Consider the following 24,069-nt stretch of genomic DNA (forward strand, 5'->3'; position numbering starts at 1 on the left):
AGGTTATTTAAATAATAAAAACTAAAATGAGTATCTGCGTACTTATTAAAAAGTAATTTTATCTTTATATGGAAAAGCTAGACGAAATAGATTTGAATATTTTAAGGATTTTTCAAAAGGATTCTAAAAAAACAACAAAAGAAGTAGCAGAGATACTTAATTTAACTCCATCACCAGTGTATGAGCGCGTTAGAAGATTGGAAAAACGTGGATATATAAAAAAGTATGTTGCTCTTCTAAATAAAAAGCTTATAAATATACCCATTACTGCTATTTGTATGGTTTCTTTAAGATATCATAATGAAGGATTTATAGATAAGTTTGATAAACAAATTAAAGGATTAAAAGAGGTGCAAGAATGTTATCACATGGCTGGTAAGGTAGATTTTTTTAAAAATTAATTTAAGCAGTTTGGATGAGTATCATGAGTTTGTGCGATTAAAATTATCTAAAATTGAAAATATAGGTGTTTTAGAAAGTTATTTTGTTCTAAAAGAAATATTCTCTACTACAGAGTATTTTATAGAATAATTAAGAATCAACACAAAAAGTTGTGGAGCATTCAAAAAAAGAAGAACTTTGTTTTTCTAAATTAGATTCATTTTGAGTAGACTATTAGATATTGCTAAATTATTATTGCCAGAAGTTCTTGTTGATAATTTTAAACTCACAAAACACGAGATTAAACAAGATGAGCTTCATTTTTATTTCACAGAACTAAATAATGTTCCAATAGAATATAAAGCAGTTAAGTTAAGCTCTAAAGGCTTTTTTCCAGAAGCTACTGTTCAAGATTTTCCTATACGTGGTAAGAATGTTTACTTACACATAATAAGACGACGTTGGCTAAATGAATCTACAAAGAAAGTCATTACTCGAGATTGGCAATTAGTAGCAAAAGGCACTAGAATCACTAGTGAGTTTGCTACTTTTTTAAAAGATATCAGTTAGTAACAATCCTAGCAGTACTACAATTATAGCGAACTTTTACGGAGTGAATTCAAGAAACCTGCAAAGACAATATAAGGATCATTTAAGTGATTTTAAACAATGGAATCAAAAATCACATGCTAAACAATGGCTATTGTTTCCAAAAAATATTGGAAAATATATTTCAATAGATGAAACTGCTTTTTCAAATGGAGACTTATACACTATTGTTACCAATAAAAATGCGAAAGGCAAGAAAGGTGCTTTAATTGCTATGATTAAAGGAACTAAGGCAGAAACAGTTATAAAAATACTTCAAAAAATAGCTTTAATAGAAAGACAAAAGGTAACCGAAGTAACCTTAGATATGGCTGGAAATATGGGGCTAATTGTTAAAAAGTCATTCCCACAAGCTGCTTTAGTTATAGATAGGTTTCATGTGCAAAAATTAGCTTTGGACGCTTTACAAGAAATTAGGATTAAACATCGTTGGGATGCTATAGATACAGAAAATGATGCTATAGAAAAAGCAAGAAATCAATCTTTGAAATATACACCAAAATTATTATCAAATGGAGACACTTTGAAACAATTATTAGCAAGAAGCAGATATTTACTATACAAATCGACAAATAAATGGACTCAAAATCAATCTGATAGAGCTAAAATACTTTTTGAACAATATCCTGATATAGAAAAAGCATACAGATTATGCCAAAATTTATCATGGATATATAATCAAACAAAAGATAAAACTTACGCCTTAATAAGACTTGCTAAATGGGGTGAAAAAGTCAGACAAGCACAGTTTAAAAGTTTTAATAGCATCTCTAGAACAATGTCTATACATTATAAAAACATACTAAACTATTTTGATAATAGAAGCACAAATGCTTCGGCGGAATCTTTTAATGCAAAAATTAAAGCTTTTAGAACGCAATTTAGAGGCATTAGAAATATAGAGTTTTTCCTTTTTAGACTCTCAAATATTTATGCATGATTCCTAAATCCCACAACTTTTTGTGTTGATCCATAATTAAAAAGGTGATTAATAAAAATTAAAAAACCTCAAACCACTAAAAATAAGTGTTTTGAGGTTTTTATCTGTACAGGCGGAGAGACTCGAACTCTCACACCTCGCGGCACTAGATCCTAAGTCTAGCGTGTCTACCAATTCCACCACGCCTGCATTTGGGTTTGCAAATATAAACAATCATCAGAAACTACAAAGCAGTTCATTATTATTTTTCTATTTTTGATAAAGATTATAAAATTATATTAATGAATACTATTCAAACATACATACAAGACAATAAAAAACGTTTTTTAAACGAATTAATAGAATTACTTAAAATACCTTCAGTAAGTGCAGATTCTGCCTACAAAAAAGACGTTTTATTAACTGCAGACTTTGTTTTATCTAGTCTTAAAAAAGCTGGTTGTGATAACGTTGAAATGTGCGAAACTCCAGGTTATCCTATTATTTATGGTGAAAAAATTATTGATTCTAAACTGCCAACAGTTTTAGTTTATGGACATTATGATGTTCAGCCTGCAGATCCTATAGAACTTTGGACATCTCCTCCTTTTGAACCTGTAATTAAAAATACAGACATTCATCCAGAAGGAGCCATATTTGCAAGAGGAGCTTGTGATGATAAAGGGCAAATGTATATGCATGTAAAGGCCCTAGAGTATATGACTTCAACAGGAAATTTACCTTGTAACGTAAAGTTTATGATTGAAGGAGAAGAAGAAGTTGGATCGGAAAGTTTAGCATGGTTTGTACCAAAAAACAAAGAAAAACTTGCAAATGATGTAATTTTAATTTCTGACACAGGAATGATAGCAAACGACATTCCTTCTATTACAACAGGTTTACGTGGTTTAAGTTATGTCGAAGTTGAAATTACCGGTCCTAATAGAGATTTACATTCTGGTTTATATGGAGGTGCCGTTGCAAACCCTATTAATATATTAACCAAAATGATAGCCTCTCTTCACGATGAAGATAATCACATCACTATTCCTGGATTTTATGATAATGTAGAAGAATTATCAAAAGAAGAAAGAAAAGAGATGAGTAAAGCTCCTTTTTCTCTAGATAAATATAAAGGTGCTTTAAAAATTAATGCCGTTCATGGAGAAAAAGGATATACTACAAACGAACGTAATTCGATTAGACCTACTTTAGATGTAAACGGAATTTGGGGAGGTTATACAGGAGAAGGTGCAAAAACTGTAATTGCAAGTAAAGCCTTTGCTAAAATATCTATGCGCTTAGTTCCAAATCAAAATTGGAAAAATATTACAGATTTGTTTAAAAAACATTTTGAAAGTATTGCGCCAAAATCTGTAACTGTAAAAGTTACCCCTCATCACGGTGGGCAAGGTTATGTAACGCCTATAGATAATATAGCTTATAAGGCTGCCAGTAAAGCTTACGAAACTAGTTTTGGTAAAACTCCAATACCTCAAAGAAGTGGAGGTAGTATTCCAATTGTTGCTTTGTTTGAACAGGAATTAAAAAGTAAAACTATATTAATGGGTTTTGGTTTAGATTCAGATGCAATACACTCGCCAAACGAACATTTTGGTATTTGGAACTATTTAAAAGGTATTGAAACTATACCATATTTCTATAAATATTTCACAAAAATGCATTTAGATAAATAAGTAAAACATTTATAAAGTAAAAAAATAGTTGAAATTATTTTTTTACTTAACTCTTAAAACATAGGTTTTAACTTAATATCTATACAATTGAAATAATTGTAGAACAATTATAAAAAAATAGTTATAAATTTGTAATAGATTAAAAATATTAAACATGAAGAATTTCTTTTTTGGAGCAATTTTATTTTGCTTTATAATACAATTAAATGCTCAAGAATATAATAAATGGTCTGTAGACTTTGGTGTTGGTGTTCATGAAATTATAAACCCTTTATCTCCTGGTTACGAAACAGGAGCTTTAAGTTTTGGGCAAGCAAATATAGGTGTAAGGCATATGTTTAATGAAAAATTTGGACTGCGTTTAGACTTAGGTTATAATGAATTTAAGGAAGGCAAAAATAGTTTGCCATTTAGAGCTAATTATTACAGAGCTACTTTAGAGGGGGTTGTAAATGCAGGAAACCTTTTAAAGTTTAGTAGTTGGACAAATAGATTTAACCTTTTATTTCATGGAGGTATGGGTTTATCTAGCTTAAGAACTATAAAGCCTGTTGAAACTGGTGGAGAACCTTTACTTAATTTTATGGTAGGTTTTACTCCACAATTTAAGTTATCTAATCGTATATCTTTGTTTTTAGATGCTTCTGCCCTATTTCATGATTATCAAAACTTTACTTTTAATGGAGCGACCAATACTAAAGAAAGAGAAATAAGTGCTAATATTTTTAATACATCTATCGGTGTTAATATTTCTCTAGGTAAAAATGCAGAAAATGCAGATTTCTTAAAAGATGAAGAAGTAATTGTAGACAATGAATTAGATGATATTAAAAAACGTTTAAAAACTGCAGAAAATGAGATTGCGGCATTAAAAGTTAAGAAAACAGAAATAAATAAAGTTGAATTGGTTTCTGAACTAGACAATAGATATGCTAAAAAAGGAGAAGTTGTTACTAACAGATATGCAGACGTTGTTTCTAATTCTAATGTAGATTTTATTAAACAACTATTAAATAGCGGATATATAAATGTATATTTTGATGTTAATAAGACAAAGGTTCAAAAAGGTTCTTTAAATTCTTTAAATTACTTAATTCAATTTATGAAAGACAATCCTAATGTATCGGCTTTATTAATTGGTTATGCAGATGAAACAGGAGATGAAAATAGAAACTTATCTTTATCTAGAAGAAGAGCAAAAAGTATTTTTAACATCTTAGTTGCTTCTGGTATTAGTGCAAGCAAACTTTCTTACACAGGTGGTGGAGAAGATAAAAGTGTAACTGAAAATGCTAGACAATTTGCTAGAAAAGTTACATTTAGAATTCAATAATACTTTAAAATAAACTTATAAAAAAACGATCAATAAATATTTATTGATCGTTTTTTTATATAAATTATTCTTAATTTTTAATTATGTAGGCTTTAACTATATAATCTACCTTTGGAAATTTTTCTCTTAAAAAACTGTTTCCAAATTTATTAATAGAGTCTTGTTTATACCCTAGTTTATCTCCATAACCACTATAAAATTTAAATACATTTTCTTTACCAGCAATTACTTTTGCAACTACAGGAAAACCAGTAACACCAGAATACTTTAAGGTATTTAATCTTTTATTATTTTTTAAATTGATGAAAATTTGATTAGATCTTGTATTCACTCCACCTCTTGCAAAAGAAATAGTCATTGTATCATTTTTAGCTAAAACAGGCTCATCAATTATACCTTTTTTCCAACTTTTATTAATAAGACTATCATTATGAATACCAAACTGTGCAACAAAATTTGGTACTACTCTAAAAATGGCAACATCTTCATAATATCCATTTTTAATCATCTGGTATAACCTATCTACACCATTTGGAGACCAAGCCCTATGGGCTACAATATCAAAATTTCCTTTTGTAGTTTCAAACCTAGCTTTAAATGTATTTGGCGATTTAACTTTTAACCATTTTTCTTTAAACTTACTAGAAGCACAAGAAGCAAAAACTACTAAACTCAATAATAAAAATATTTTTCTCATAATTAGTTTGCTAATTAATTTTAAACAAATGTAACTAATCTTTAACTCTACATTTGTAGAATTCATTTTTTTATTCTATGTTTGTAGAGTAAAAAATAAAACAATGCAATTATCTAAATCAGAAGAACAATTAATGCAATATTTATGGAAACGTAAAAAAGCATTTTTAAAAGATTTATTAGAAGATTTTCCAGAGCCAAAACCAGCAACTACTACAGTTGCAACTTTACTTAAAAGGATTTCTGGGAAAGGCTTTATAGATTATAAACTCTTTGGTAAATCTAGAGAATATTACCCTTTGGTTAAAAAAACAGATTATTTTTCCAATCATGTAAATGGATTGATAAAGAACTTTTTAACGATTCTGCTAGTCAGTTTGCATCTTTCTTTACCAAAGAAACCAACCTTTCTACAGAAGAATTAGAAGCTTTAAAAAAAGTAATTGATAATCAAATAAAAAAACAATCAAAATGATAACATATCTTTTAAAATCTACTGCTTGTTTAGCATTGTTGTTATTTTTCTATCATTTGGTTTTAGAAAAAGAAAAGATGCATAGCTTTAATCGTTTTTACTTATTAGTAGGTGTTATTGCCTCTTTTTTAATTCCTCTTGCTACTATAACAACTTATGAAAAAATCCAAGTAGAACCTATTACAAATGAAGTTGCTCAAACATTTTCCAATCCTATTTTTACAGATAATTCAGTAAATATTATTCAAGAAAACCCAATAAATTATACTCAAATAGCAATTTACATTTACAGTTTTATTTCACTTGTTTTATTATTTCGTTTTGGATTCAACTTATTTAAAATTATAAGAAAAACAAGAACCTACAAAACAATTGGTCATCAAAAAGCAAAACTAGTTTTAGTTGATGATAAAATTTTACCTCATACTTTTTGGAATTATATTTTTATCAATAAAGACGATTATGAAAATAAAAAAATTGAGCAAGAATTGTTTACACATGAGTTAACACACGTTACTCAAAAACACACTTTAGATGTATTATTAATAGAATTTTTACAAGCAATTTTTTGGATAAACCCACTATTTATTTTCATTAAAAAAGCTATACAATTAAATCATGAATTTTTAGCTGATGACACAGTTATCAATCAATATAAAAACACATTCCAATACCAGCATTTATTATTGAATAAAGCTACTTGGAACAACGAATATTACTTGGCCAGTAATTTGAATTATTCACTCACAAAAAAAAGATTAACAATGATGACAACACAAAGTTCACCAACAAAAATCTTGTTAAAAAAACTGGCGGTAATTCCGTTATTAGCAGGATTTATTTTCCTCTTTGCAGAAAGAGTTGAAGCACAAGAAAAACAAGAAATTAAAGAAGAACCTATTGAAGAAATTGTAGAAGATGTTTCATTTAAAAAAGAAGATTTTTATAAATCAGAAATCTACAAAGAATATTTCTATCAAAATATATTTATAACTAGCAAAGATAAAAATGGAAAAAAATAACAAAAAAATATAGTGAATTAACAGAAGAAGAAAAGAAAAGATTAATTCCTCGTCCAGTATTAAAGTCTAAAAAGAAAATACCGACTCAAAAGTTAATTGAGCAACTAAAAGATGGTAAAAAATATGCCATCTGGATTGATGGAAAAGTAGTCAAAAACGATGTTTTAAAAAATTACAAAGCATCTGATTTTTCAAGTCATTTTGTAAGTTTTGTATATAAAAATGCAAGAAGTAAACGTTTTCCTCAAAATTACCAAGCACATTTATCTACTCACAAACATTTTAAAGCTGAAAATGAAAAGGAATTTAAAAAGTTTAATGAGTTTTTAAAAAAGAAATATAATATTAAAGAAATTGAGGTTATAATACCACCTACAAAAGAGAAAAAAAGAACAATAAAAAATACAATTCACCTAGCAGCAAAGGTTCTAAACAAAGTATCCCATTTAATCCAAAAAAAGAATTAGTAGATATTAGAGAAAAACTTCAAGATGTTAATAATTTAGAATTAACATTCTTAGGAAAAGATTCAGTATTGATTAATTATAATTTTCTAGCAAATAAATACAATCAAATTCCTATTGAAAAAAGAATCATAAAATTAAGGGACTTAAACAGACTAGAATCTCTATATAAAAAACTTTCTAAAGAGGAGAAAATAAAAGCTGAACCTTTTCCTGAATGTTATTTACCAAGTAAAAAAGCATTAAAACAAAAACCTAAATTTAATAAAAATTGGTTTATTACAATTGATGGGCAAAAATATTATTACACTTTTGATAAAGATGAGAGAGTAGCAAGATATTATAAAAATGGAAAATTAGCAAATCTTGATATTGTAAAAGAATATAAGAAGAAACACAAAATATTTGAAAATCTAAAAGGAAAAGGAATACATTATGTATTTAAATCTGAAAACCATAAAAAAGAAATTGATAGAGAATTTTCTGATTTAGGAGGAATGTATTTTAGAATGCCTAGAGTTGATAAAAATAAAGTTCCTTATCCAGAAAACCCTGTAAAGCCATATGTAAGGTTAAGAAAAGGAGATAAAATTTGGTATAAAAAAAGAAATGAGTTAACTGAAGAAGATAAGTTATTGCTTCCTCCTCCACCTCCAGTACCAAATGCAACAAAAGAACAAATTATAGAAGCAAGAAAAGCTTATAATGAATGGAAAAAAAGAATGGGTAATAATTTACCTCCACCTCCACCACCTAGAAAAAATTAATTTTTTGTTAAAGCCTCACAATGTGAGGCTTTTTCATGTAACAATTTTACTACAAACACGTTCTAATAGTATATAAAATATAAATCTGTGCTTAAAAAATTCTTTATTACTTGTTCTGGAGCTGACAAAAATATTTTAGAAAACTGCGCTAATGGCGAGCAAAATAAATATGTTGGTATTGGAGCCACTGTATTTTTTACCGCTGTGATGGCAACTATTGCTGGTAGTTATGCCTTGTTTACTGTTTTTGATAATATATACGCAGCAATTGCTTTTGGTGTTATCTGGGGATTATTAATTTTTAACTTAGATCGATTTATTGTTTCCACCATTAAAAAAACTGATTCTAAGTTTAAAGAATTTTTACAAGCATCACCAAGAATTATTTTAGCAATTATAATTGCTATTGTTATTTCTAAACCTTTAGAATTAAAATTATTTGAGAAAGAAATCAATAATGTTTTATTGACTGAAAAGAATCAAATGACTTTGGATAATAAAACACAGATTGCAGAACAATTTACACCAGAAATTGAATCAATAAATTCTGAAATTGCTGTCTTAAAACAAGAAATCACATCTAAAGAAAATGAAACAAATATTCTTTACGAAACTTATATTGCAGAGGCAGAAGGTAGAAAAGGAACTAAAAAATTAGGAAAAGGACCTGTTTATGAAGAAAAAAGAGCAAAACATGATGATTCTTTAGCTGCTTTAAATCAGTTGAAAAAAGACAATTCAGAAAAAATAAAACAAAAAGAAAGCGCAATTGTATCATTAATAGAAAAACAGAAATTAACAGAAATAAAATCACAGCCTATAATATCTAATTTTGATGGATTAATGGCCAGAATAGATGCTCTTGGAAAATTGCCTTGGTTACCATCATTCTTTATCTTTTTGCTGTTTTTAGCAATTGAAACATCTCCAATAATTGCAAAGTTATTAGCTCAAAAAGGCGAGTATGATTTTAAATTAGAAGATTATGAAACTGCGATTAAAACATTGGTAAAACAACAAGTGCAACAAAGAGAACAAATGCTAAAAGCTGATATAGTTATAGACAATAAAGTATATAAAGATATTTCTGAGGAAGAAGATTTATATAACTACAAGCAGAAGATTGCAAGAGATTTAATGAAACTACAAGCAGATTCTTTTTATAAAAAACAACAAAAAATGTTATAATTACTTCTTTTTAAAAACTTTATAATTTCTTTAAAATAAAAAAAGCGTCCCATTTCAGGGAAGCTTTCCATTGGTTAACAAAACCACGACATTTTTACTAAAATGCCAAAACAACACAACTAAATGCTGCTTTTCTTAAAAAACAGCCTGCAAATATACATAGTTTTTCAGTATTCGCAAATAAATATGTTCTTTTTTATAATTTTCTCAATTGTCTATTAATTCAATTGATTGTATCTTTGCTGCCTTTAATAAACATCAGAAAAATTAAACAGCAAATGCAATTATCAGAACAAGAAGTTGTACGTAGAGAAAAGCTCGTAAAACTACGTGCTTTAGGCATCAATCCTTATCCTGCAGATTTATTTCCAATCGATTCTAATTCAACGGATATAAAGAAGAAATATGAGGAAGGGAAAAAGGTAATTATTGCTGGTAGATTAATGTCTATTAATATTCAAGGAAAAGCTTCTTTTGCGCAGTTACAAGATGGTGAAGGTAGAATACAAGTGTATTTTAATAGAGATGAAATTTGTACTGGCGAAGACAAATCTTTATATAATGATGTTTTTAAAAAACTATTAGATTTAGGTGATTTTGTTGGTATAGAAGGTGAATTATTTACAACTAAAGTTGGCGAGAAAACCGTAAAAGTAAAATCTTTTACATTATTAAGTAAAGCTTTAAAACCTTTACCAATGCCAAAGGTAAAAGATGGTGTTACTTTTGACGCTTTTACAGACCCAGAAATGCGTTATAGACAACGTTACGCAGATTTAGTTGTAAATCCGCATGTAAAAGAAGTATTTATTAAAAGAACAAAATTGTTTAATGCAATGCGATCGTTTTTTAACGACGCTGGGTATTTTGAAGTTGAAACGCCAGTTTTACAACCAATTCCTGGAGGAGCTGCAGCAAGACCATTTATAACACATCATAATTCTTTAGATATTCCATTATACATGAGAATTGCAAACGAATTATATTTGAAAAGATTAATTGTTGGTGGTTTTGATGGTGTGTATGAGTTTTCTAAAAACTTTAGAAACGAAGGAATGGATAGAACTCATAATCCTGAGTTTACAGCCATGGAAATCTATGTTTCGTACAAAGATTACAATTGGATGATGGATTTTGCAGAGCAACTTTTAGAGCATTGTGCTATTGCTGTAAACGGTACTTCTGAAGCTACTTTTGGTGAACATAAAATAGATTTTAAGGCTCCTTACGCAAGAGTTACTATGGCAGATTCTATTAAGCATTTTACTGGTTTTGATATTACTGGTAAAACGGAAGATGAAATTAGAGAAGCAGCTAAATCGATGAATATTGAGGTAGATGCAACTATGGGTAAAGGGAAATTAATTGATGAAATTTTTGGTGAAAAATGTGAAGGAAACTACATTCAACCAACTTTTATTACTGATTACCCGAAGGAAATGTCTCCTCTTTGTAAAGAACATAGAGATAATCCTGAATTAACAGAGCGTTTTGAGCTAATGGTTTGTGGTAAAGAAATTGCTAACGCATATTCTGAATTAAATGATCCAATTGACCAACGTGAGCGTTTTGAACATCAATTAAAATTAGCTCAAAAAGGAGATGATGAAGCTACAGAATTTATAGATGAAGATTTCTTACGAGCTTTAGAATATGGTATGCCTCCAACATCTGGAATGGGAATTGGAATGGACCGCTTAATTATGTTTTTAACGAATAATCAATCTATACAAGAAGTGCTTTTCTTTCCTCAAATGAGACCTGAAAAGAAAGCTTCTTCTATTGAATTGAATGATGAGGAGAAAGCTTTACTTACAATTATAACTAAAGCAGAAAAAATTGATTTAAATGAGTTGAAAACTCAATCTGGTTTATCTAATAAAAAATGGGACAAGGCCATAAAAGGTTTAACTAAAAAAGAGGTTGCTAAAGTTTCTAAAACAGATGAAGGTTTGTTTGTAGAAGTTTTATAACAATAACTTTAATGATATAAATAAAGGAATTACAGCAATGTAGTTCCTTTTTTATTATTAATAATATTTCTAAAAACTTTATTATGGTCAAGTTATCTAATTCTAAAAATCAAATTCAAATTGTAAAAAATTTTGAAGCACTCATTTCCTCTAAATTTCAAGGAGATTTAAATGCCATGTGCTGGAATCGTACCTTAGAAGGTGATTTTTCTGAAATTATTAATAAATTTACAATAAACAGAAATATCACAGAAGTAAACGTAGCGCAATTATTAACACTTCAATTAAGTAAAAAAGGACAAATTGCACGTGAAATTATTATAAACGATTTAAAATTATTAAAAAAACATGGAGCTTCTCCTATTATAAATATTATAAAAAATTATGATAGAGATGATAGTTTTCCGTTTTTCCCTACAGATGTTTATTCTTTTCATGTAGATCGTTCTCCAATACCAACAGAAACTTTTTTATGTACTTATTATGGAACACCAAGTGAAATCATAGAAAACTCTAAAGCCACACAAAAAATTCTTATTCCAGAAATTCGTGAGGAACTTAAAAAATTATATGATGGCTCAGAAAATGGTTTTGAAGAGTTTTTAACTGAATATTTTTTTGATTTACATTATCAAGCTAAACCAAATGCACAACCTATTAATTTAGGTAATTGCAATTTATGGAAACTAGCAGTTGATCATCCAGAAAGTAACGTTTTACCTTGTATTCATAGAGCTCCAAAAGAAAATACAGGAGAAAACAGACTTTTATTAATTTGTTAAGTAAGTAATATTATTTTTTTCTTTTACTTCATTTAAATACGCTATTTATGAAAACACTTTACTCTAAATAGTTTATTTTTGAATAAGAAGAAAATTGATACTATGAAAAAAACGCTTTTACTTATTATGCTAACTCTAATTATAGGGTGTGCAGAAACTAAAAAAACTGTTAAAGAAAAAACTGTTTTACCACCAGATTTTGAAGGTAAAATTTCACAAACTGAAATAGATTATTTAACAAAAACTTATTTTTTTGGGAGATAAAGAAATATTAATTATAAACCACCTAGATCTCATTGTCTTTTTAATAATTACAAAAACATTAGCGAAAGTCAAAAATCGTGGGAAAAATTTTATGCCGAATTAGATTTACCTCAATCTAAAGTTATACATATTTATTCTGATGCTTCAAAAGCCAAAAAAATATTTAGATTATAAACACTACTTTAAAGATTACGACAACTATCTGTTAAATAAATTTTTTCTTGTTAAAAAAGATTGTTGGGATTTACTTATGTTTCATAAAAACGGAAATTATATCCAAAAAATGGGACATTATTACAAAGAAGATATTTTAGCTTACACCAAAATACTTAGATTAAATTAATTTTTAAACTTCATACCTAAATGCACTACTTTTTTAGTTTCGTAAAAATTTTCATCAAAATAATCTGGTAAATTATAAATGGTTGCAGAAGTATATAATTTTAATTCCTCTGTTAAATCGCCTCCTTTTAAATAAAGTATTCCGTTTTTTAAATCGTGGTTTTGCTTTTTAGCAATTCTACCTTTTGTCCAACCTACAAAAGTTTCCATTTGTGCTACTGCTCTACTTACTATAAAATCATAAGTATCTTTAATTTCTTCTACCCTACAGTTAGAAGTTTTTACGTTTTCTATACCTAAACCAGCAACAACTTCATTTACTACCTTTATTTTTTTTCCAATAGAATCTACCAAATGAAATTGTGTTTCTGGAAATAATATTGCCAATGGAATACCAGGAAAACCACCACCTGTACCAACATCTAAAACGTTAGATCCTGGTTTAAAAGACATTACTTTAGCAATACCTAAAGAATGTAAAACATGGCGTAAATACAATTCATCAATATCTTTTCTTGAAACAACATTAATTTTTAAATTCCAATCTTTATATAAATCTTGTAATTTAGAAAATTGTTCTATTTGAGTTTCAGATAAATTTTTAAAATACTTGTGTATAATTTCCATCAATAAAATAAGTTAGAACTGCAAAAATAGTTATTTAGAACAGACAATTCTTAACAAAATCTGACGTTTATCATATAAAGCTATTTTAAATACCATATTTTTGCATTATTATTTATAATATATGAAAACAATAAACTTCTCGAGAGTTGATAAAGCAAAGTTCTTTAGAACTTTAAATAAAAGAGTAAATACCTATTTTAAAGAAAACGATATTAAAAGAACAGGAAACTGGAAATTGTATTCTAAAGCAATTATTATGTTTTCATTGTTTTTAATACCTTTTATTTTAATATTAACCGTTTCTATGCCACAATGGGCAATGGTTTTATTAATGGTAATTACAGGAATAGGAATGGCTGGTGTTGGTATGAATGTTATGCACGATGCCAACCATGAGTCTTTTTCTAAAAGAAAATGGGTAAACAAATTAATGGGAAGTAGTATTTATATACTTGCTGGTAATGTATATAATTGGAAAGTGCAACACAATGTTCTACACCATACATTTACAAATATTAAAGATCATGATGAAGATATAGACGCAGGAAGAATCATTCGATTTTCTAAGCATGCAGAATGGATGAAAATTCATAAACTTCAGAAATACTATTCTATTTTCTTATATGGCTTACTTACTATAAACTGGGCGATTACTACAGATGTTAAACAAATGCATAGTTATTTAAAAAGAAAACTATCTTATGGTAAATTTCCTAATCCTGCTACAGAATGGACTAAATTAATTATTTCTAAAATAGTTTATTATGCACTTTGGATTGTTTTACCTCTCTTAGTACTAGATATTTCTTGGTGGAAAGTTCTAATAGGCTTTTTTGTAATGCATTATACTGCTGGTATGATTTTAAGTTTAGTGTTTCAATTAGCACATATTGTACCCAATACAGAAATGCCAATTCCAGATAAAGATGGAAATTTAGAGCACACTTGGGCAGTCCACCAATTGTACACAACTTCTAACTTTGCACCTAGTAACTGGTTGGTTAATTTCTATACAGGTGGTTTAAATCATCAGGTTGAACATCATATTTTCCCTCATATTTCTCATGTACATTATGATAAATTAGCTAAAATTGTAAAAGAAACTGCTAAGGAGTTTAACTTGCCTTACAACGAATACGAAACAATGAGAAAAGCCGTTGTAGAACATTTTAGACATTTAGGGGTTTTAGGACAAAAACCTGAAATAGCTTAATAGTAAAACACACAACTAAAATTAACAATGAAACATCCATTATCGGACAGAATTAACAGTTTACCTGTATCTCAAACTTTAGCAATGGCTGCAAAAGCAAGAGAATTAAGAGCAGAAGGAAAAGATATTATTGGTTTAAGTTTGGGTGAACCAGACTTTAACACACCAGATTTTATAAAAGATGCTGCTATTGAAGCCATTAATCAAAATTACAATTCTTATACTCCAGTAGATGGGTATGCAGAATTAAAAGAAGCTATTTGCGTAAAATTTAAGCGTGATAATAACTTAGTGTATAAACCAAGTCAAATCGTAGTTTCTACAGGTGCAAAACAATCTATTGCAAACATAGCGCAAGTTTTATTAAACCCTGGTGATGAAGTTTTATTACCAGCACCATATTGGGTTAGTTACTCTGCAATTGCTACCTTGTGTGAAGCAACTTATGTAGAAATACCTTCTTCTATAGAGAATGATTTTAAAATTACTCCAGAACAATTAGAAGCTTCTATTACCCCAAAAACTAAAATGATTTTCTTTAACTCGCCAAACAACCCAAGTGGTACAATTTATAGCGAAACTGAATACAGAGCATTAGCTGCAGTTTTAGAAAAACATCCAAGAGTTTTCATCTTGTCTGATGAAATATATGAACATGTAAATTACGATTCAAAACCTTTTAGTTTTGCCTCAATAGAAAGCATGTATGATAGAACAATTACAGTAAACGGTTTAGCAAAAGCATTTGCTATGACAGGTTGGAGAGTTGGTTATATTGGAGCTCCAGAATGGATTGCTAAAGCATGTACAAAAATGCAAGGACAAATTACATCCGGAACTAATTGTATTGCTCAGAGAGCAGCTATTACTGCAGTTTTAGCACCTGTTTCTAAAATTCAGTTTATGGTAGACGAATTTAAAACTCGTAGAGATATTATAATTGGATTATTAAGAGAAATTGATGGATTTAAAGTAAATGTCCCTGAAGGAGCCTTTTATGTTTTTCCTGATGTTTCTGATTTCTTTGGTAAAACAATAAATGGAGTTACTATTAATAACGCAAGCGACTTTTCTTTATTTATTTTAGAAAAAGCAAATGTAGCTACTGTTACTGGTGATGCTTTTGGAGCTCCAAATTGTATCCGTTTATCTTATGCCGCTTCAGAATTACAAATTAGAGAAGCAACTAAAAGAATTAAAGAAGCTTTAGGTTAAACTAAAACATATTTACTTATGAATCTCACAGTATAGCTGTGAGATTTTTTTGCCTTAAAAACTAATCATTACAATAGCAATAGCAAAAAGTGAAACTCTTAAAATAGTTCCTGTTTGACTTTCTAATCTATCATTATTAACCATTAGAGATTTAATTTTAGATAAAGATACATTTTTTGAAGTTGCGACACTTTCTCTTATTTCTCTTTTATAGGTAGATGTTAAAATTCCTCTTTCTACTGATGATGAGTATGCTGATTTCATAATATTTAGTTTAATTGATTACATAGTTTAGACGAGCATTAAGAAACAATGTTACACACTAAAATTTTAAAAATCAGAAAGAAACATCATTTCTGTAGTGTTTATAGTTTACGGCAATCAGAAAAAAATGAAAAAAGTTCTATAAAACAAAAAATCACATCTTAATAAGATGTGATTTTTAAATTTTAAGAAATTATAATTAATCTACATTATCATGTAAAAAAGAATTATTCGATTTAAAACCTAAATCATCATTATTCTTTTTAAGTGCAGTTTCTGTTTTACTAATAGCTGCATTTTTATCTAAATCTACACCTAATCTTTTATATGCTGGCTGTCGCTCAATTTCATCAATATTTTTGTTTAATTGATCATTAAACTTATAATTGAATCCTTTCATTTTTTTACGTCTTTCTTCAGCTCTTTTTTGCAATTCTGCAATGGTTAGGTCTAAAGGGGAAACTTCTTCGCTTAAAGTCTCTATCTCATTAATTGCTGTTTGAGATGGAGTCGACTTTAATTCAAATTTAATTTCTTCTTCTTCAACGATTTTCTTATCTACAAAACTAGAGCTTTTTCCAATAGTAGGTTGAGCATCAAAATCTTCTAAAATGTATCTTTTTTCAACTTCTTGCTTTTCTGCTTTAATATGCTGAGCACCAAATACTTTTATCTCATTAATATTTAACTCCTTTTCTACATTTAAATTAAACCTAATCTCTTCATCAGATTTTACTTCGGTAGATTTTAAAGGTAAATCAAACAATAAATCTCCTTGAAATTGACTAGTTGTTTCTTCTATTTTCTCTTCAACTTTATCAGCCTCGGTAATTATAAAATCATCTTCAGAAACTGTATCTATTGTAACTTCTTCAAAAGCTACAGGCATACTGGCAATAATATTATTTGTTGCCACTAAATCCATTTTAGGTTTAGTATCTACTATATCATCGTCTAAAGTATGTACAATTTTCTTTTCTACAACATTCGAAAGCGGCGTATTTAAAGTTGGTGATTTTGTTACAGTTTGCTCAGAAAAATTATAAGTAGCTTTTTGCTCATCTTCTAAAGTGTGAATAATTTTTTTCACTTCTGTATTAGTAATAGTATTTTGTTGATCTGAAGCAAAACCAGTTGCTACAATCGTAACAGCAATAGACTCACCTAAATCATCATCTTCTCCAATACCCATAATAATATTAGCATCATAACCAGCTTCATCTTGAATGTAGTCATTGATTTCTCCAATCTCATCTAAAGTAACTTCGCTTTTACCAGAAACAATTAACAACAATACATTCTTAGCTCCTGTAATTTTATTATCATTTAATAATGGCGAATCTAAAGCTTTAACAATAGCAGTTTTTGCTCTGTCTTGTCCTTCTTCTTTTGCAGACCCCATAATTGCAGTTCCACTATTAGAAAGTACCGTTTTAGCATCATGTAAATCAATATTTTGTTTATAATGATGTGTTATAACTTCTGCAATACCTTTAGACGCTGTAGATAAAACTTCATCAGCTTTAGAAAAACCTGCTTTAAAACCTAAATTACCATAAACTTCACGTAATTTATTATTATTAATTACAATTAAAGAATCTACATTTTGACGTAATTGATCAATTCCTAACTGCGCTTGTTTTGAACGTCTTTTCCCTTCGAAAGCAAATGGCATTGTTACAATACCAACAGTTAAAATGTCCATATCTTTTGCAATTTTCGCTATTATTGGAGCAGCTCCTGTACCAGTTCCACCTCCCATTCCTGCAGTTATAAATACCATTTTTGTTTGGGTATTTAACATTTGCTGAATCTCTTGCATACTTTCTTTAGCTGCCTGCGCTCCAATTTCTGGATTTGCACCTGCACCTAAACCAGATGTTAAAGTAGCACCTAACTGTATTTTATTAGGGATTGGACTATTTTCTAGAGCTTGTGAATCTGTATTACAGATTACAAAATCTACTCCTTTTATGCTTTGTGTGAACATGTGATTTACTGCATTGCTTCCACCACCTCCAACACCAATTACTTTAATGGTGTTAGATTGTGTTTTTGGCATGTCAAATAAAATGTTATCGAATTCTGAGCTCATAATAACGTTTATCTTTTTAGGTTTTTATTGTTGTTTGTTCTTTTATTCTTAATTATTTGCTGAATTTTATTCAGCGTTGTCTAAAAAATCTTTTAATCCTTCTGTAAATTTCTCGAAAAAAGATTTCTTTTTTGGTTTCGGTTTTTCTACCACTCTTGGTTGTATTTCTTCAACTTCTTTCTCATTAGTTTCAGAAATTATTTCTTCTACAACCTCTTCTACTTCTTCAACTTTAATGTCTTTCTCTAGACCTACCATTAATAATCCAACTGCAGTTGCATATGAAGGGCTTGACAAAATTTCATCAGAATCGCCTGCTAAATGCTCATTAGGAAAACCAATTCTTGCGTCCATACCAGTAATATATTCTACTAACTGGCGTAAATGCTTTAGTTGAGAACCTCCACCTGTTAAAACAATACCTGCAATTAATTTTCCTTTTGCAGTTTCATGTCCATAGTTTTTTATTTCTAAATATACATGCTCTATAATTTCTTGAACTCTTGCATGTATAATTTTTGATAAATTTTTAAGCGTAATTTCCTTTGGTTCTCGACCTCTTAATCCAGGTATAGAAACAATTTCAGTTTCTTTATTTTCTCCTGGCCAAGCAGAACCAAATTTAATTTTTAATAATTCGGCTTGTTTTTCTATGATCGAACATCCTTCTTTAATATCATCTGTAATAACATTTCCTCCAAAAGGAATTACTGCAGTATGACGAATGATTCCGTCTTTAAAAATAGCTAAATCTGTTGTTCCACCACCTATATCTATTAAAGCAACACCTGCTTCTTTTTCTTCCTGACTTAAAACAGCTGAAGCTGAAGCTAATGGCTCTAAAGTAATTTCATTTAACCCTAAATCTGCACTTTTAACACATCTTCCAATGTTTCTTATTGAAGATACTTGACCAACTACAACATGAAAATTAGCCTCTAAACGACCACCATACATCCCAATTGGTTCTTTGATATCTGCTTGAGAATCTACTTTAAATTCTTGAGGTAAAACATGGATTATCTCTTCTCCAGGTAACATTACCAATTTATGAACTTGATTTACTAAATCTTCAATATCGTCTTCATCAATTACTTCATCTGCATTACTTCTAGTAATATAATCGCTATGGTGCAAACTTCTAATGTGTTGACCCGCTATACCTACTACAACATCGTCTATTTTTACTCCAGATACACTTTCTGCTTCGTCAACTGCTTGCTGTATAGATTGTATTGTTTGCGTTATATTACTTACAACTCCACGCTTTACACCTAAACTTTTAGCTTTACCAATACCAACAACTTCTATTTTACCATATTCGTTCTTTCGACCGATCATTGCAACAATTTTGGTTGTACCAATATCTAAACCAACAGCTAATTTATTGTCTTCCATTTTGATTTATTTAGTGCACACAACTTGGTTGTGATATTTTAAATTTATTGTTTTATAATTATTAATCGTTTTATCTTCAAATGTTTTATTATAAAACGCTTTTAACTTCTTAAATTTTATATCGACATCGATTAATTTACCAAAATCAATTTTATAATTTCCACTTCTTACTGTAAATTGATACTCATCTACGTCAGATTTCTCAATTCCAACAATTTCTTTTTGCAAAAAATTGTCTTCCAAAATAAGCGAAACTAGCTCCAAAACAACCTTAATTTCCGCTTCATTTTCAATACCAGAAACCAACAATACTCTTGCAGAATAACTGCTAGACAATGGCACTTTTACCCCTTGTTTATCAACATAATAAGATTCGTTTTCAGAAATAATTCTTAACACCGGAGTGCGTTGTTTAACAACTGATTTAAGCTTACCATCTATAGTTAAAAAAACAGAAACATCTTCTACATAAGGATTTTCTGAAACCTTATTTTCTAAACCGTATAAATTTATTACAGATTTTGCTTGGTTTTGTACTGTTTCATTATTTTGTATTAACAATTTATTAACCATCGAATGTGTCAAAAAATTATTGTCTCCTTCTTCAAATTCCACAACAATTTCAGATACTTTTTTTTGTGAATTTCTAGCCGATGAAAAGCTATACAAAAACCCTACACTTACTATTAACATTAGTAATGTAACGTATTTTAACAACCTTTTAATCTTCATTTTTTTTAAATTTTAAAAGTTGCTCTGTCACTTCATTTATCATTACTCCAATATCACCTGCGCCTAACATTACAACTATTTTGGCTGATGAATTTTTAATATCTTTTACTAAATTATTTTTTTGTGTCAATTTTTTATTCTTATGTAAGACCTTTTCAAGTAACCATTTAGAATTAACACCAATAATTGGTTTTTCTCTTGCTGGATAAATATCTAACAACAATATTTCATCAAATTTTGACAATGCTAATGCAAAGTCATCAATAAAATCTCTTGTTCTTGTAAACAAATGTGGCTGAAAAACAATGGCCACTTTTTCGTTTGGATACATTTCTCTTACAGAATTCTCCACCGCATTTATTTCTGTAGGATGATGCGCATAATCATCAATTAAAACAAAATCATTTGTTTTAATTTTATATGAAAATCTACGCTTTACTCCTTTAAAGGTTGATAAACTTTGTTTTATATCTTCTAAAGAAACACCATATACATCTGCCATTGCCAAAGCAGCCAAAGCATTCATTACATTATGCTTTCCTGGTAAATGGAACTCAATATTTTTTATAGTTTCTGATGGTGTTTGAACATCAAAAACATACTTCCCACTTTCAATTTTTATATTAAAAGCCCTATAATCTGCATCTTCATTTACTGCATATGTTAAACCTTGTAAAGGCAAACCTTTTGCTACAATTAAAGTATCAGTTACTTTATTTGCAAACTCTATAAACGATTCGTTTAAAGCATCCGAATCTCCATAAATATCCAAATGATCAGCATCCATAGAGGTTACACAAGCAATATTTGGACTCAATTTTAAGAAAGATCTATCAAATTCATCTGCTTCAACAACCGATATTTTATCTTCTCCTAAAATTAAATTTGAATTATAATTTTCTGCAATTCCACCTAAAAAAGAAGTTGCTTTCTTTTGATGCATAATATGCCCTAAAATAGAGGAAGTTGTTGTTTTACCATGTGTACCCGCAACCGCTAAACAAAGAGTTGTTTCAGTAATTTTACCTAAAACTTCAGATCTTTTTAAGACTGTAAAATCATTATTTAAAAAATAATTTAACTCAACATGATTAGAAGGAACCGCTGGCGTGTAAACAACCAAAGTTTTATCTTTATTTAAAAATGAAATTGGAATATTTTTCAAAGCATCTTCAAAATGAATATCTACGCCTAAACTTTCCAAATCTATTGTAATTTGAGAAGGTGTTTTATCATAACCAGCCACTTGTTTACGATTAGCTCCAAAGTAACGAGCAATCGCGCTCATTCCAATACCGCCAATGCCAACAAAATAAATGTTATGTATATTTTCTAAATTCACTTCTTTAATAATTTTTCAATTTCGTTTACAATATCTGTTGTTGCATCTGGTAATGCTAATTCTTTTATATTTTCTGACAAGTGTTCTTGTTTACCTTTATCTTTTAAAAGCGTTTCAAAAACAATCGAAAAAGTTTCTAACTCGCTTTCTTTTAACAAAATTGCACCATGTTTATCAGCAATTGATTTTGCATTTTTGGTTTGATGATCTTCTGCTACATTTGGCGACGGAATAAAAATTACCGGTTTACCAACTATACATAATTCTGATACAGAACTTGCTCCTGCTCTAGAAATTATAATATCTGCAGATGCATAAGCTAAATCCATTCTATTTACAAATTGATGTACTTGCACATATTCTAGCTCAGAATATTTTTTATATTCATCAAAATATAATTTTCCACACTGCCAAATAACTTCTACTTCTTGATTCTTGAAGAAGTCTAAATTACTTTCTACTAATTCATTTATTTTTCTTGCCCCTAAACTTCCGCCTAAAACCAAAATTGTTTTTTTAGTTTTATCTAACTTAAAAAACTGTTTTCCTTCTTCTTTTTTAGAATGAATTGACAATAAATCTTGACGAACAGGATTTCCTGTTTTCACAATTTTATCCGAAGGAAAAAAACGTTCTAAATTATCATAAGCAACACAAATCTTTTTTGATTTTTTACTTAATAATTTATTCGTTATTCCAGGAAAAGAATTCTGTTCTTGTATTAAGGTTGGAATCCCTTTTCTATTTGCCATTATTAAAGCTGGTCCGCTTGCAAAACCACCAGTACCAATAGCTACATCTGGTTTAAACTTTTTTATAATCCTTCTAGACTTCCATAAACTACTTATCAATTTAAAAGGAAAAGACAAGTTTTCTATTGTTAATTTTCTTTGCACTCCAGAAATCCACAAACCTTTTATATCATATCCCGCTTGCGGAACTTTTTCCATTTCCATCCTATCTTTTGCTCCTACAAACAAAAAATTAGCATCAGGATACCGTAATTTAATCTCGTTTGCAATTGCAATCGCTGGATAAATATGACCTCCAGTTCCGCCTCCAGAAATAAGTATATTATATGGTTTCATGCAAAATATCTAAAGGGTTATCATCTAAAATATCTTCTTCGGTATCTTCTTTTGATGCGCTTACGCTAAGTATCATACCTAATGCAAAACAAGTCATCCAAATAGAAGTACCACCACTACTTATTAATGGTAATGTTTGCCCTGTAACGGGAAATAAATTTGTAGCAACAGCCATATTAATGGTTGCCTGAAAAACAATTGGCAAACCGACTCCTATAACCAATAAGGTTCCAAAAATTGTTGTCGTTTTTCTAATAACAACAAAAATTCTAAACAACAATAAAAAGTAAATAGAGATAATTACAAAACCACCAACAAACCCATATTCTTCAATAATTATTGCAAAAATAAAATCTGAAGAAGATTGAGGTAAAAAGTTTTTTTGCACACTTTTTCCAGGACCAACACCTACAGGACCACCAGTTGCAATGGCTATTTTCGCTTTCTCTACTTGGTATGCTTCTTTATTTTCTGAATCAGAAAAACTTTCTATTCTACTTTGCCAAGTTTGCACTCTGTTTGGCATTGCATCAGGAAAGGCTTTTGCTACTAAAATAAAAAACATCAAAGCAAAAATACCTGCTCCTAAAATAATTCCTATATGTTTTAAAGGGTAACCACCTATGAATGTAACAATTAAAATCATCACAAAAATAATAGCGGTTGTAGAAAAGTTTGCAGGTAATATCAATATTAAAACAAGACCTACAGGCAACCAAAGTTGCAACAAACTATCTTTAAAACTAATTTCTTTTTCTTTGTTTTTTGCCAAATATCTTGCCACATAAACCATTAAAACTAAACCTGCTAATGTAGAAGTCTGAAATCCAATACCAGCAATACGAATCCATCTACTTGCATTTGCTCCTCCAATCGTGGTTCCTTGCATTAACGTAATAAACAACAGAAGAATAACAATTGGTAACATTAAAACGGAACCACCAGAAAAATATCTATACGGTATTTTATGAACTCCGTAAATAATACCAAATCCCATAATTAATAAAACCATGTGTTTTAACAAATACCCTAAAGTAGAACCCGCACCAACAACATACACCAAATTTGTACTTGCGCTATACACAGGCATAAATGAGAATATTGCCAAAATAGCAACAATTGCCCAAATGGTTTTATCTCCTTTTATATGTTCGAAAATGGTTTTCACTGTTAGTTTTTAGTT

22 protein-coding genes, 1 tRNA gene and 1 pseudogene are annotated in these 24,069 nt (G+C 29.1%); 14 read left to right on the forward strand and 10 right to left on the reverse strand.

The features are described from left to right. Positions 1-68 precede the first annotated feature (68 nt). The 3 genes from N5A56_RS03475 to N5A56_RS03485 all read left to right on the forward strand — a co-directional run bounded on the left by N5A56_RS03475 (position 69) and on the right by N5A56_RS03485 (position 1,930). On the forward strand, positions 69-401 hold the full coding sequence (locus tag N5A56_RS03475; protein ID WP_274270182.1) for an Lrp/AsnC family transcriptional regulator: 333 nt from the start codon (positions 69-71) through the stop codon (positions 399-401). A gap of 202 nt (positions 402-603) precedes the next feature. Then, positions 604-951: an ISAon1 family transposase N-terminal region protein gene (locus N5A56_RS03480; protein ID WP_265725062.1), complete on the forward strand. Its 348-nt coding sequence runs from the start codon at positions 604-606 to the stop codon at positions 949-951. 43 nt (positions 952-994) lie between these two features. Then, complete coding sequence (locus N5A56_RS03485) at positions 995-1,930, forward strand: ISAon1 family transposase (RefSeq protein WP_420793184.1); 936 nt, start codon at positions 995-997, stop codon at positions 1,928-1,930. 107 nt (positions 1,931-2,037) lie between these two features. On the opposite strand, the gene N5A56_RS03490 is transcribed toward N5A56_RS03485, so the two are convergent. Next, positions 2,038-2,119 (reverse strand) — tRNA-Leu (locus tag N5A56_RS03490). A 92-nt stretch (positions 2,120-2,211) separates the two neighbouring features. Here N5A56_RS03490 and N5A56_RS03495 point away from each other — a divergent pair. Further along, a complete protein-coding gene (locus tag N5A56_RS03495) occupies positions 2,212-3,606 on the forward strand; it encodes a dipeptidase (protein ID WP_265726363.1) in 1,395 nt (464 codons plus the stop codon). A gap of 154 nt (positions 3,607-3,760) precedes the next feature. Continuing rightward, positions 3,761-4,939 carry an OmpA family protein gene (locus tag N5A56_RS03500; RefSeq protein ID WP_265726362.1) on the forward strand — a complete coding sequence of 393 codons (1,179 nt, stop codon included), beginning with the start codon at positions 3,761-3,763 and terminating at the stop codon, positions 4,937-4,939. A 70-nt stretch (positions 4,940-5,009) separates the two neighbouring features. On the opposite strand, the gene N5A56_RS03505 is transcribed toward N5A56_RS03500, so the two are convergent. Then, positions 5,010-5,636: a peptidylprolyl isomerase gene (locus N5A56_RS03505; protein WP_265726361.1), complete on the reverse strand. Its 627-nt coding sequence runs from the start codon at positions 5,634-5,636 to the stop codon at positions 5,010-5,012. Positions 5,637-5,739: 103 nt separating this feature from the next. Here N5A56_RS03505 and N5A56_RS03510 point away from each other — a divergent pair. From N5A56_RS03510 to N5A56_RS03540, 7 genes and pseudogenes are all read left to right on the forward strand, one after another. After that, a pseudogene (locus N5A56_RS03510) lies at positions 5,740-6,110 on the forward strand (BlaI/MecI/CopY family transcriptional regulator). After that, entirely contained in the window at positions 6,107-7,132 is a 1,026-nt protein-coding gene (locus tag N5A56_RS03515; protein WP_274270183.1) for a M56 family metallopeptidase, read from the forward strand. Before N5A56_RS03510 ends, N5A56_RS03515 begins: the two are co-directional and overlap by 4 nt. A gap of 535 nt (positions 7,133-7,667) precedes the next feature. Then, positions 7,668-8,363, forward strand: coding sequence for a hypothetical protein (locus N5A56_RS03520; protein WP_265726358.1), 696 nt, complete (start codon positions 7,668-7,670; stop codon positions 8,361-8,363). Between the two features lie 87 nt (positions 8,364-8,450). Beyond that, the gene (locus N5A56_RS03525; RefSeq protein WP_265726357.1) at positions 8,451-9,551 is read left to right on the forward strand and encodes a DUF4407 domain-containing protein; all 1,101 of its coding nucleotides are present in this window, start codon (positions 8,451-8,453) and stop codon (positions 9,549-9,551) included. A gap of 278 nt (positions 9,552-9,829) precedes the next feature. Continuing rightward, positions 9,830-11,524 (forward strand): lysine--tRNA ligase, encoded by a 1,695-nt coding sequence (gene lysS / locus N5A56_RS03530; RefSeq protein WP_265726356.1) that lies wholly within the window; start codon positions 9,830-9,832, stop codon positions 11,522-11,524. Positions 11,525-11,607: 83 nt separating this feature from the next. Beyond that, positions 11,608-12,306, forward strand: a complete 699-nt coding sequence (locus tag N5A56_RS03535; protein ID WP_265726355.1) for a hypothetical protein — start codon at positions 11,608-11,610, stop codon at positions 12,304-12,306. Positions 12,307-12,408: 102 nt separating this feature from the next. Then, positions 12,409-12,570: a hypothetical protein gene (locus N5A56_RS03540; protein WP_265726354.1), complete on the forward strand. Its 162-nt coding sequence runs from the start codon at positions 12,409-12,411 to the stop codon at positions 12,568-12,570. Between the two features lie 339 nt (positions 12,571-12,909). Here N5A56_RS03540 and rsmG read toward each other — a convergent pair whose 3' ends face one another. Then, positions 12,910-13,539, reverse strand: a complete 630-nt coding sequence (gene rsmG / locus N5A56_RS03545; protein ID WP_265726353.1) for a 16S rRNA (guanine(527)-N(7))-methyltransferase RsmG — start codon at positions 13,537-13,539, stop codon at positions 12,910-12,912. A 121-nt stretch (positions 13,540-13,660) separates the two neighbouring features. Between rsmG and N5A56_RS03550 the strand changes: the two genes are divergently transcribed. Both N5A56_RS03550 and N5A56_RS03555 read left to right on the forward strand, forming a co-directional pair. After that, positions 13,661-14,752, forward strand: a complete 1,092-nt coding sequence (locus N5A56_RS03550; protein ID WP_274270184.1) for a fatty acid desaturase family protein — start codon at positions 13,661-13,663, stop codon at positions 14,750-14,752. A 27-nt stretch (positions 14,753-14,779) separates the two neighbouring features. Next, positions 14,780-15,967, forward strand: coding sequence for a pyridoxal phosphate-dependent aminotransferase (locus N5A56_RS03555; RefSeq protein ID WP_265726352.1), 1,188 nt, complete (start codon positions 14,780-14,782; stop codon positions 15,965-15,967). Between the two features lie 54 nt (positions 15,968-16,021). On the opposite strand, the gene N5A56_RS03560 is transcribed toward N5A56_RS03555, so the two are convergent. From N5A56_RS03560 to N5A56_RS03590, 7 genes are all read right to left on the reverse strand, one after another. Next, a complete protein-coding gene (locus N5A56_RS03560; protein WP_265726351.1) occupies positions 16,022-16,231 on the reverse strand; it encodes a hypothetical protein in 210 nt (69 codons plus the stop codon). Positions 16,232-16,430: 199 nt separating this feature from the next. Then, positions 16,431-18,326 (reverse strand): cell division protein FtsZ, encoded by a 1,896-nt coding sequence (gene ftsZ, locus N5A56_RS03565; RefSeq protein WP_274270185.1) that lies wholly within the window; start codon positions 18,324-18,326, stop codon positions 16,431-16,433. A 66-nt stretch (positions 18,327-18,392) separates the two neighbouring features. Next, a complete protein-coding gene (gene ftsA, locus N5A56_RS03570; RefSeq protein WP_265726350.1) occupies positions 18,393-19,724 on the reverse strand; it encodes a cell division protein FtsA in 1,332 nt (443 codons plus the stop codon). A gap of 6 nt (positions 19,725-19,730) precedes the next feature. Then, positions 19,731-20,456, reverse strand: a complete 726-nt coding sequence (locus tag N5A56_RS03575; RefSeq protein ID WP_265726349.1) for a cell division protein FtsQ/DivIB — start codon at positions 20,454-20,456, stop codon at positions 19,731-19,733. After that, the gene (gene murC / locus N5A56_RS03580; protein ID WP_265726348.1) at positions 20,446-21,798 is read right to left on the reverse strand and encodes a UDP-N-acetylmuramate--L-alanine ligase; all 1,353 of its coding nucleotides are present in this window, start codon (positions 21,796-21,798) and stop codon (positions 20,446-20,448) included. The genes N5A56_RS03575 and murC overlap by 11 nt, the downstream gene beginning before the upstream one ends. Then, a complete protein-coding gene (gene murG / locus N5A56_RS03585; protein WP_265726347.1) occupies positions 21,795-22,886 on the reverse strand; it encodes an undecaprenyldiphospho-muramoylpentapeptide beta-N-acetylglucosaminyltransferase in 1,092 nt (363 codons plus the stop codon). Before murG ends, murC begins: the two co-directional genes overlap by 4 nt. Then, positions 22,873-24,054, reverse strand: a complete 1,182-nt coding sequence (locus tag N5A56_RS03590) for an FtsW/RodA/SpoVE family cell cycle protein (protein ID WP_265726346.1) — start codon at positions 24,052-24,054, stop codon at positions 22,873-22,875. The genes murG and N5A56_RS03590 overlap by 14 nt, the downstream gene beginning before the upstream one ends. Positions 24,055-24,069 lie beyond the last annotated feature (15 nt).

Source organism: Polaribacter ponticola, assembly GCF_026191475.2.
Taxonomy (GTDB): Bacteria; Bacteroidota; Bacteroidia; order Flavobacteriales; family Flavobacteriaceae; genus Polaribacter; species Polaribacter ponticola.

Bases quoted from the DNA above. Each gene is read 5' to 3' on its own strand.
- N5A56_RS03500 (WP_265726362.1), top strand. From the start codon at position 3,761: ATGAAGAATTTCTTTTTTGGAGCAATTTTATTTTGCTTTATAATACAA.
- N5A56_RS03540 (WP_265726354.1), top strand. From the start codon at position 12,409: ATGAAAAAAACGCTTTTACTTATTATGCTAACTCTAATTATAGGGTGT.
- ftsZ (WP_274270185.1), bottom strand. From the start codon at position 18,326: ATGAGCTCAGAATTCGATAACATTTTATTTGACATGCCAAAAACACAA.
- N5A56_RS03550 (WP_274270184.1), top strand. From the start codon at position 13,661: ATGAAAACAATAAACTTCTCGAGAGTTGATAAAGCAAAGTTCTTTAGA.
- ftsA (WP_265726350.1), bottom strand. From the start codon at position 19,724: ATGGAAGACAATAAATTAGCTGTTGGTTTAGATATTGGTACAACCAAA.
- N5A56_RS03505 (WP_265726361.1), bottom strand. From the start codon at position 5,636: ATGAGAAAAATATTTTTATTATTGAGTTTAGTAGTTTTTGCTTCTTGT.
- N5A56_RS03475 (WP_274270182.1), top strand. From the start codon at position 69: ATGGAAAAGCTAGACGAAATAGATTTGAATATTTTAAGGATTTTTCAA.
- rsmG (WP_265726353.1), bottom strand. From the start codon at position 13,539: ATGGAAATTATACACAAGTATTTTAAAAATTTATCTGAAACTCAAATA.
- N5A56_RS03575 (WP_265726349.1), bottom strand. From the start codon at position 20,456: ATGAAGATTAAAAGGTTGTTAAAATACGTTACATTACTAATGTTAATA.
- N5A56_RS03560 (WP_265726351.1), bottom strand. From the start codon at position 16,231: ATGAAATCAGCATACTCATCATCAGTAGAAAGAGGAATTTTAACATCT.
- N5A56_RS03535 (WP_265726355.1), top strand. From the start codon at position 11,608: ATGGTCAAGTTATCTAATTCTAAAAATCAAATTCAAATTGTAAAAAAT.
- N5A56_RS03515 (WP_274270183.1), top strand. From the start codon at position 6,107: ATGATAACATATCTTTTAAAATCTACTGCTTGTTTAGCATTGTTGTTA.
- N5A56_RS03495 (WP_265726363.1), top strand. From the start codon at position 2,212: ATGAATACTATTCAAACATACATACAAGACAATAAAAAACGTTTTTTA.
- N5A56_RS03555 (WP_265726352.1), top strand. From the start codon at position 14,780: ATGAAACATCCATTATCGGACAGAATTAACAGTTTACCTGTATCTCAA.
- murG (WP_265726347.1), bottom strand. From the start codon at position 22,886: ATGAAACCATATAATATACTTATTTCTGGAGGCGGAACTGGAGGTCAT.
- lysS (WP_265726356.1), top strand. From the start codon at position 9,830: ATGCAATTATCAGAACAAGAAGTTGTACGTAGAGAAAAGCTCGTAAAA.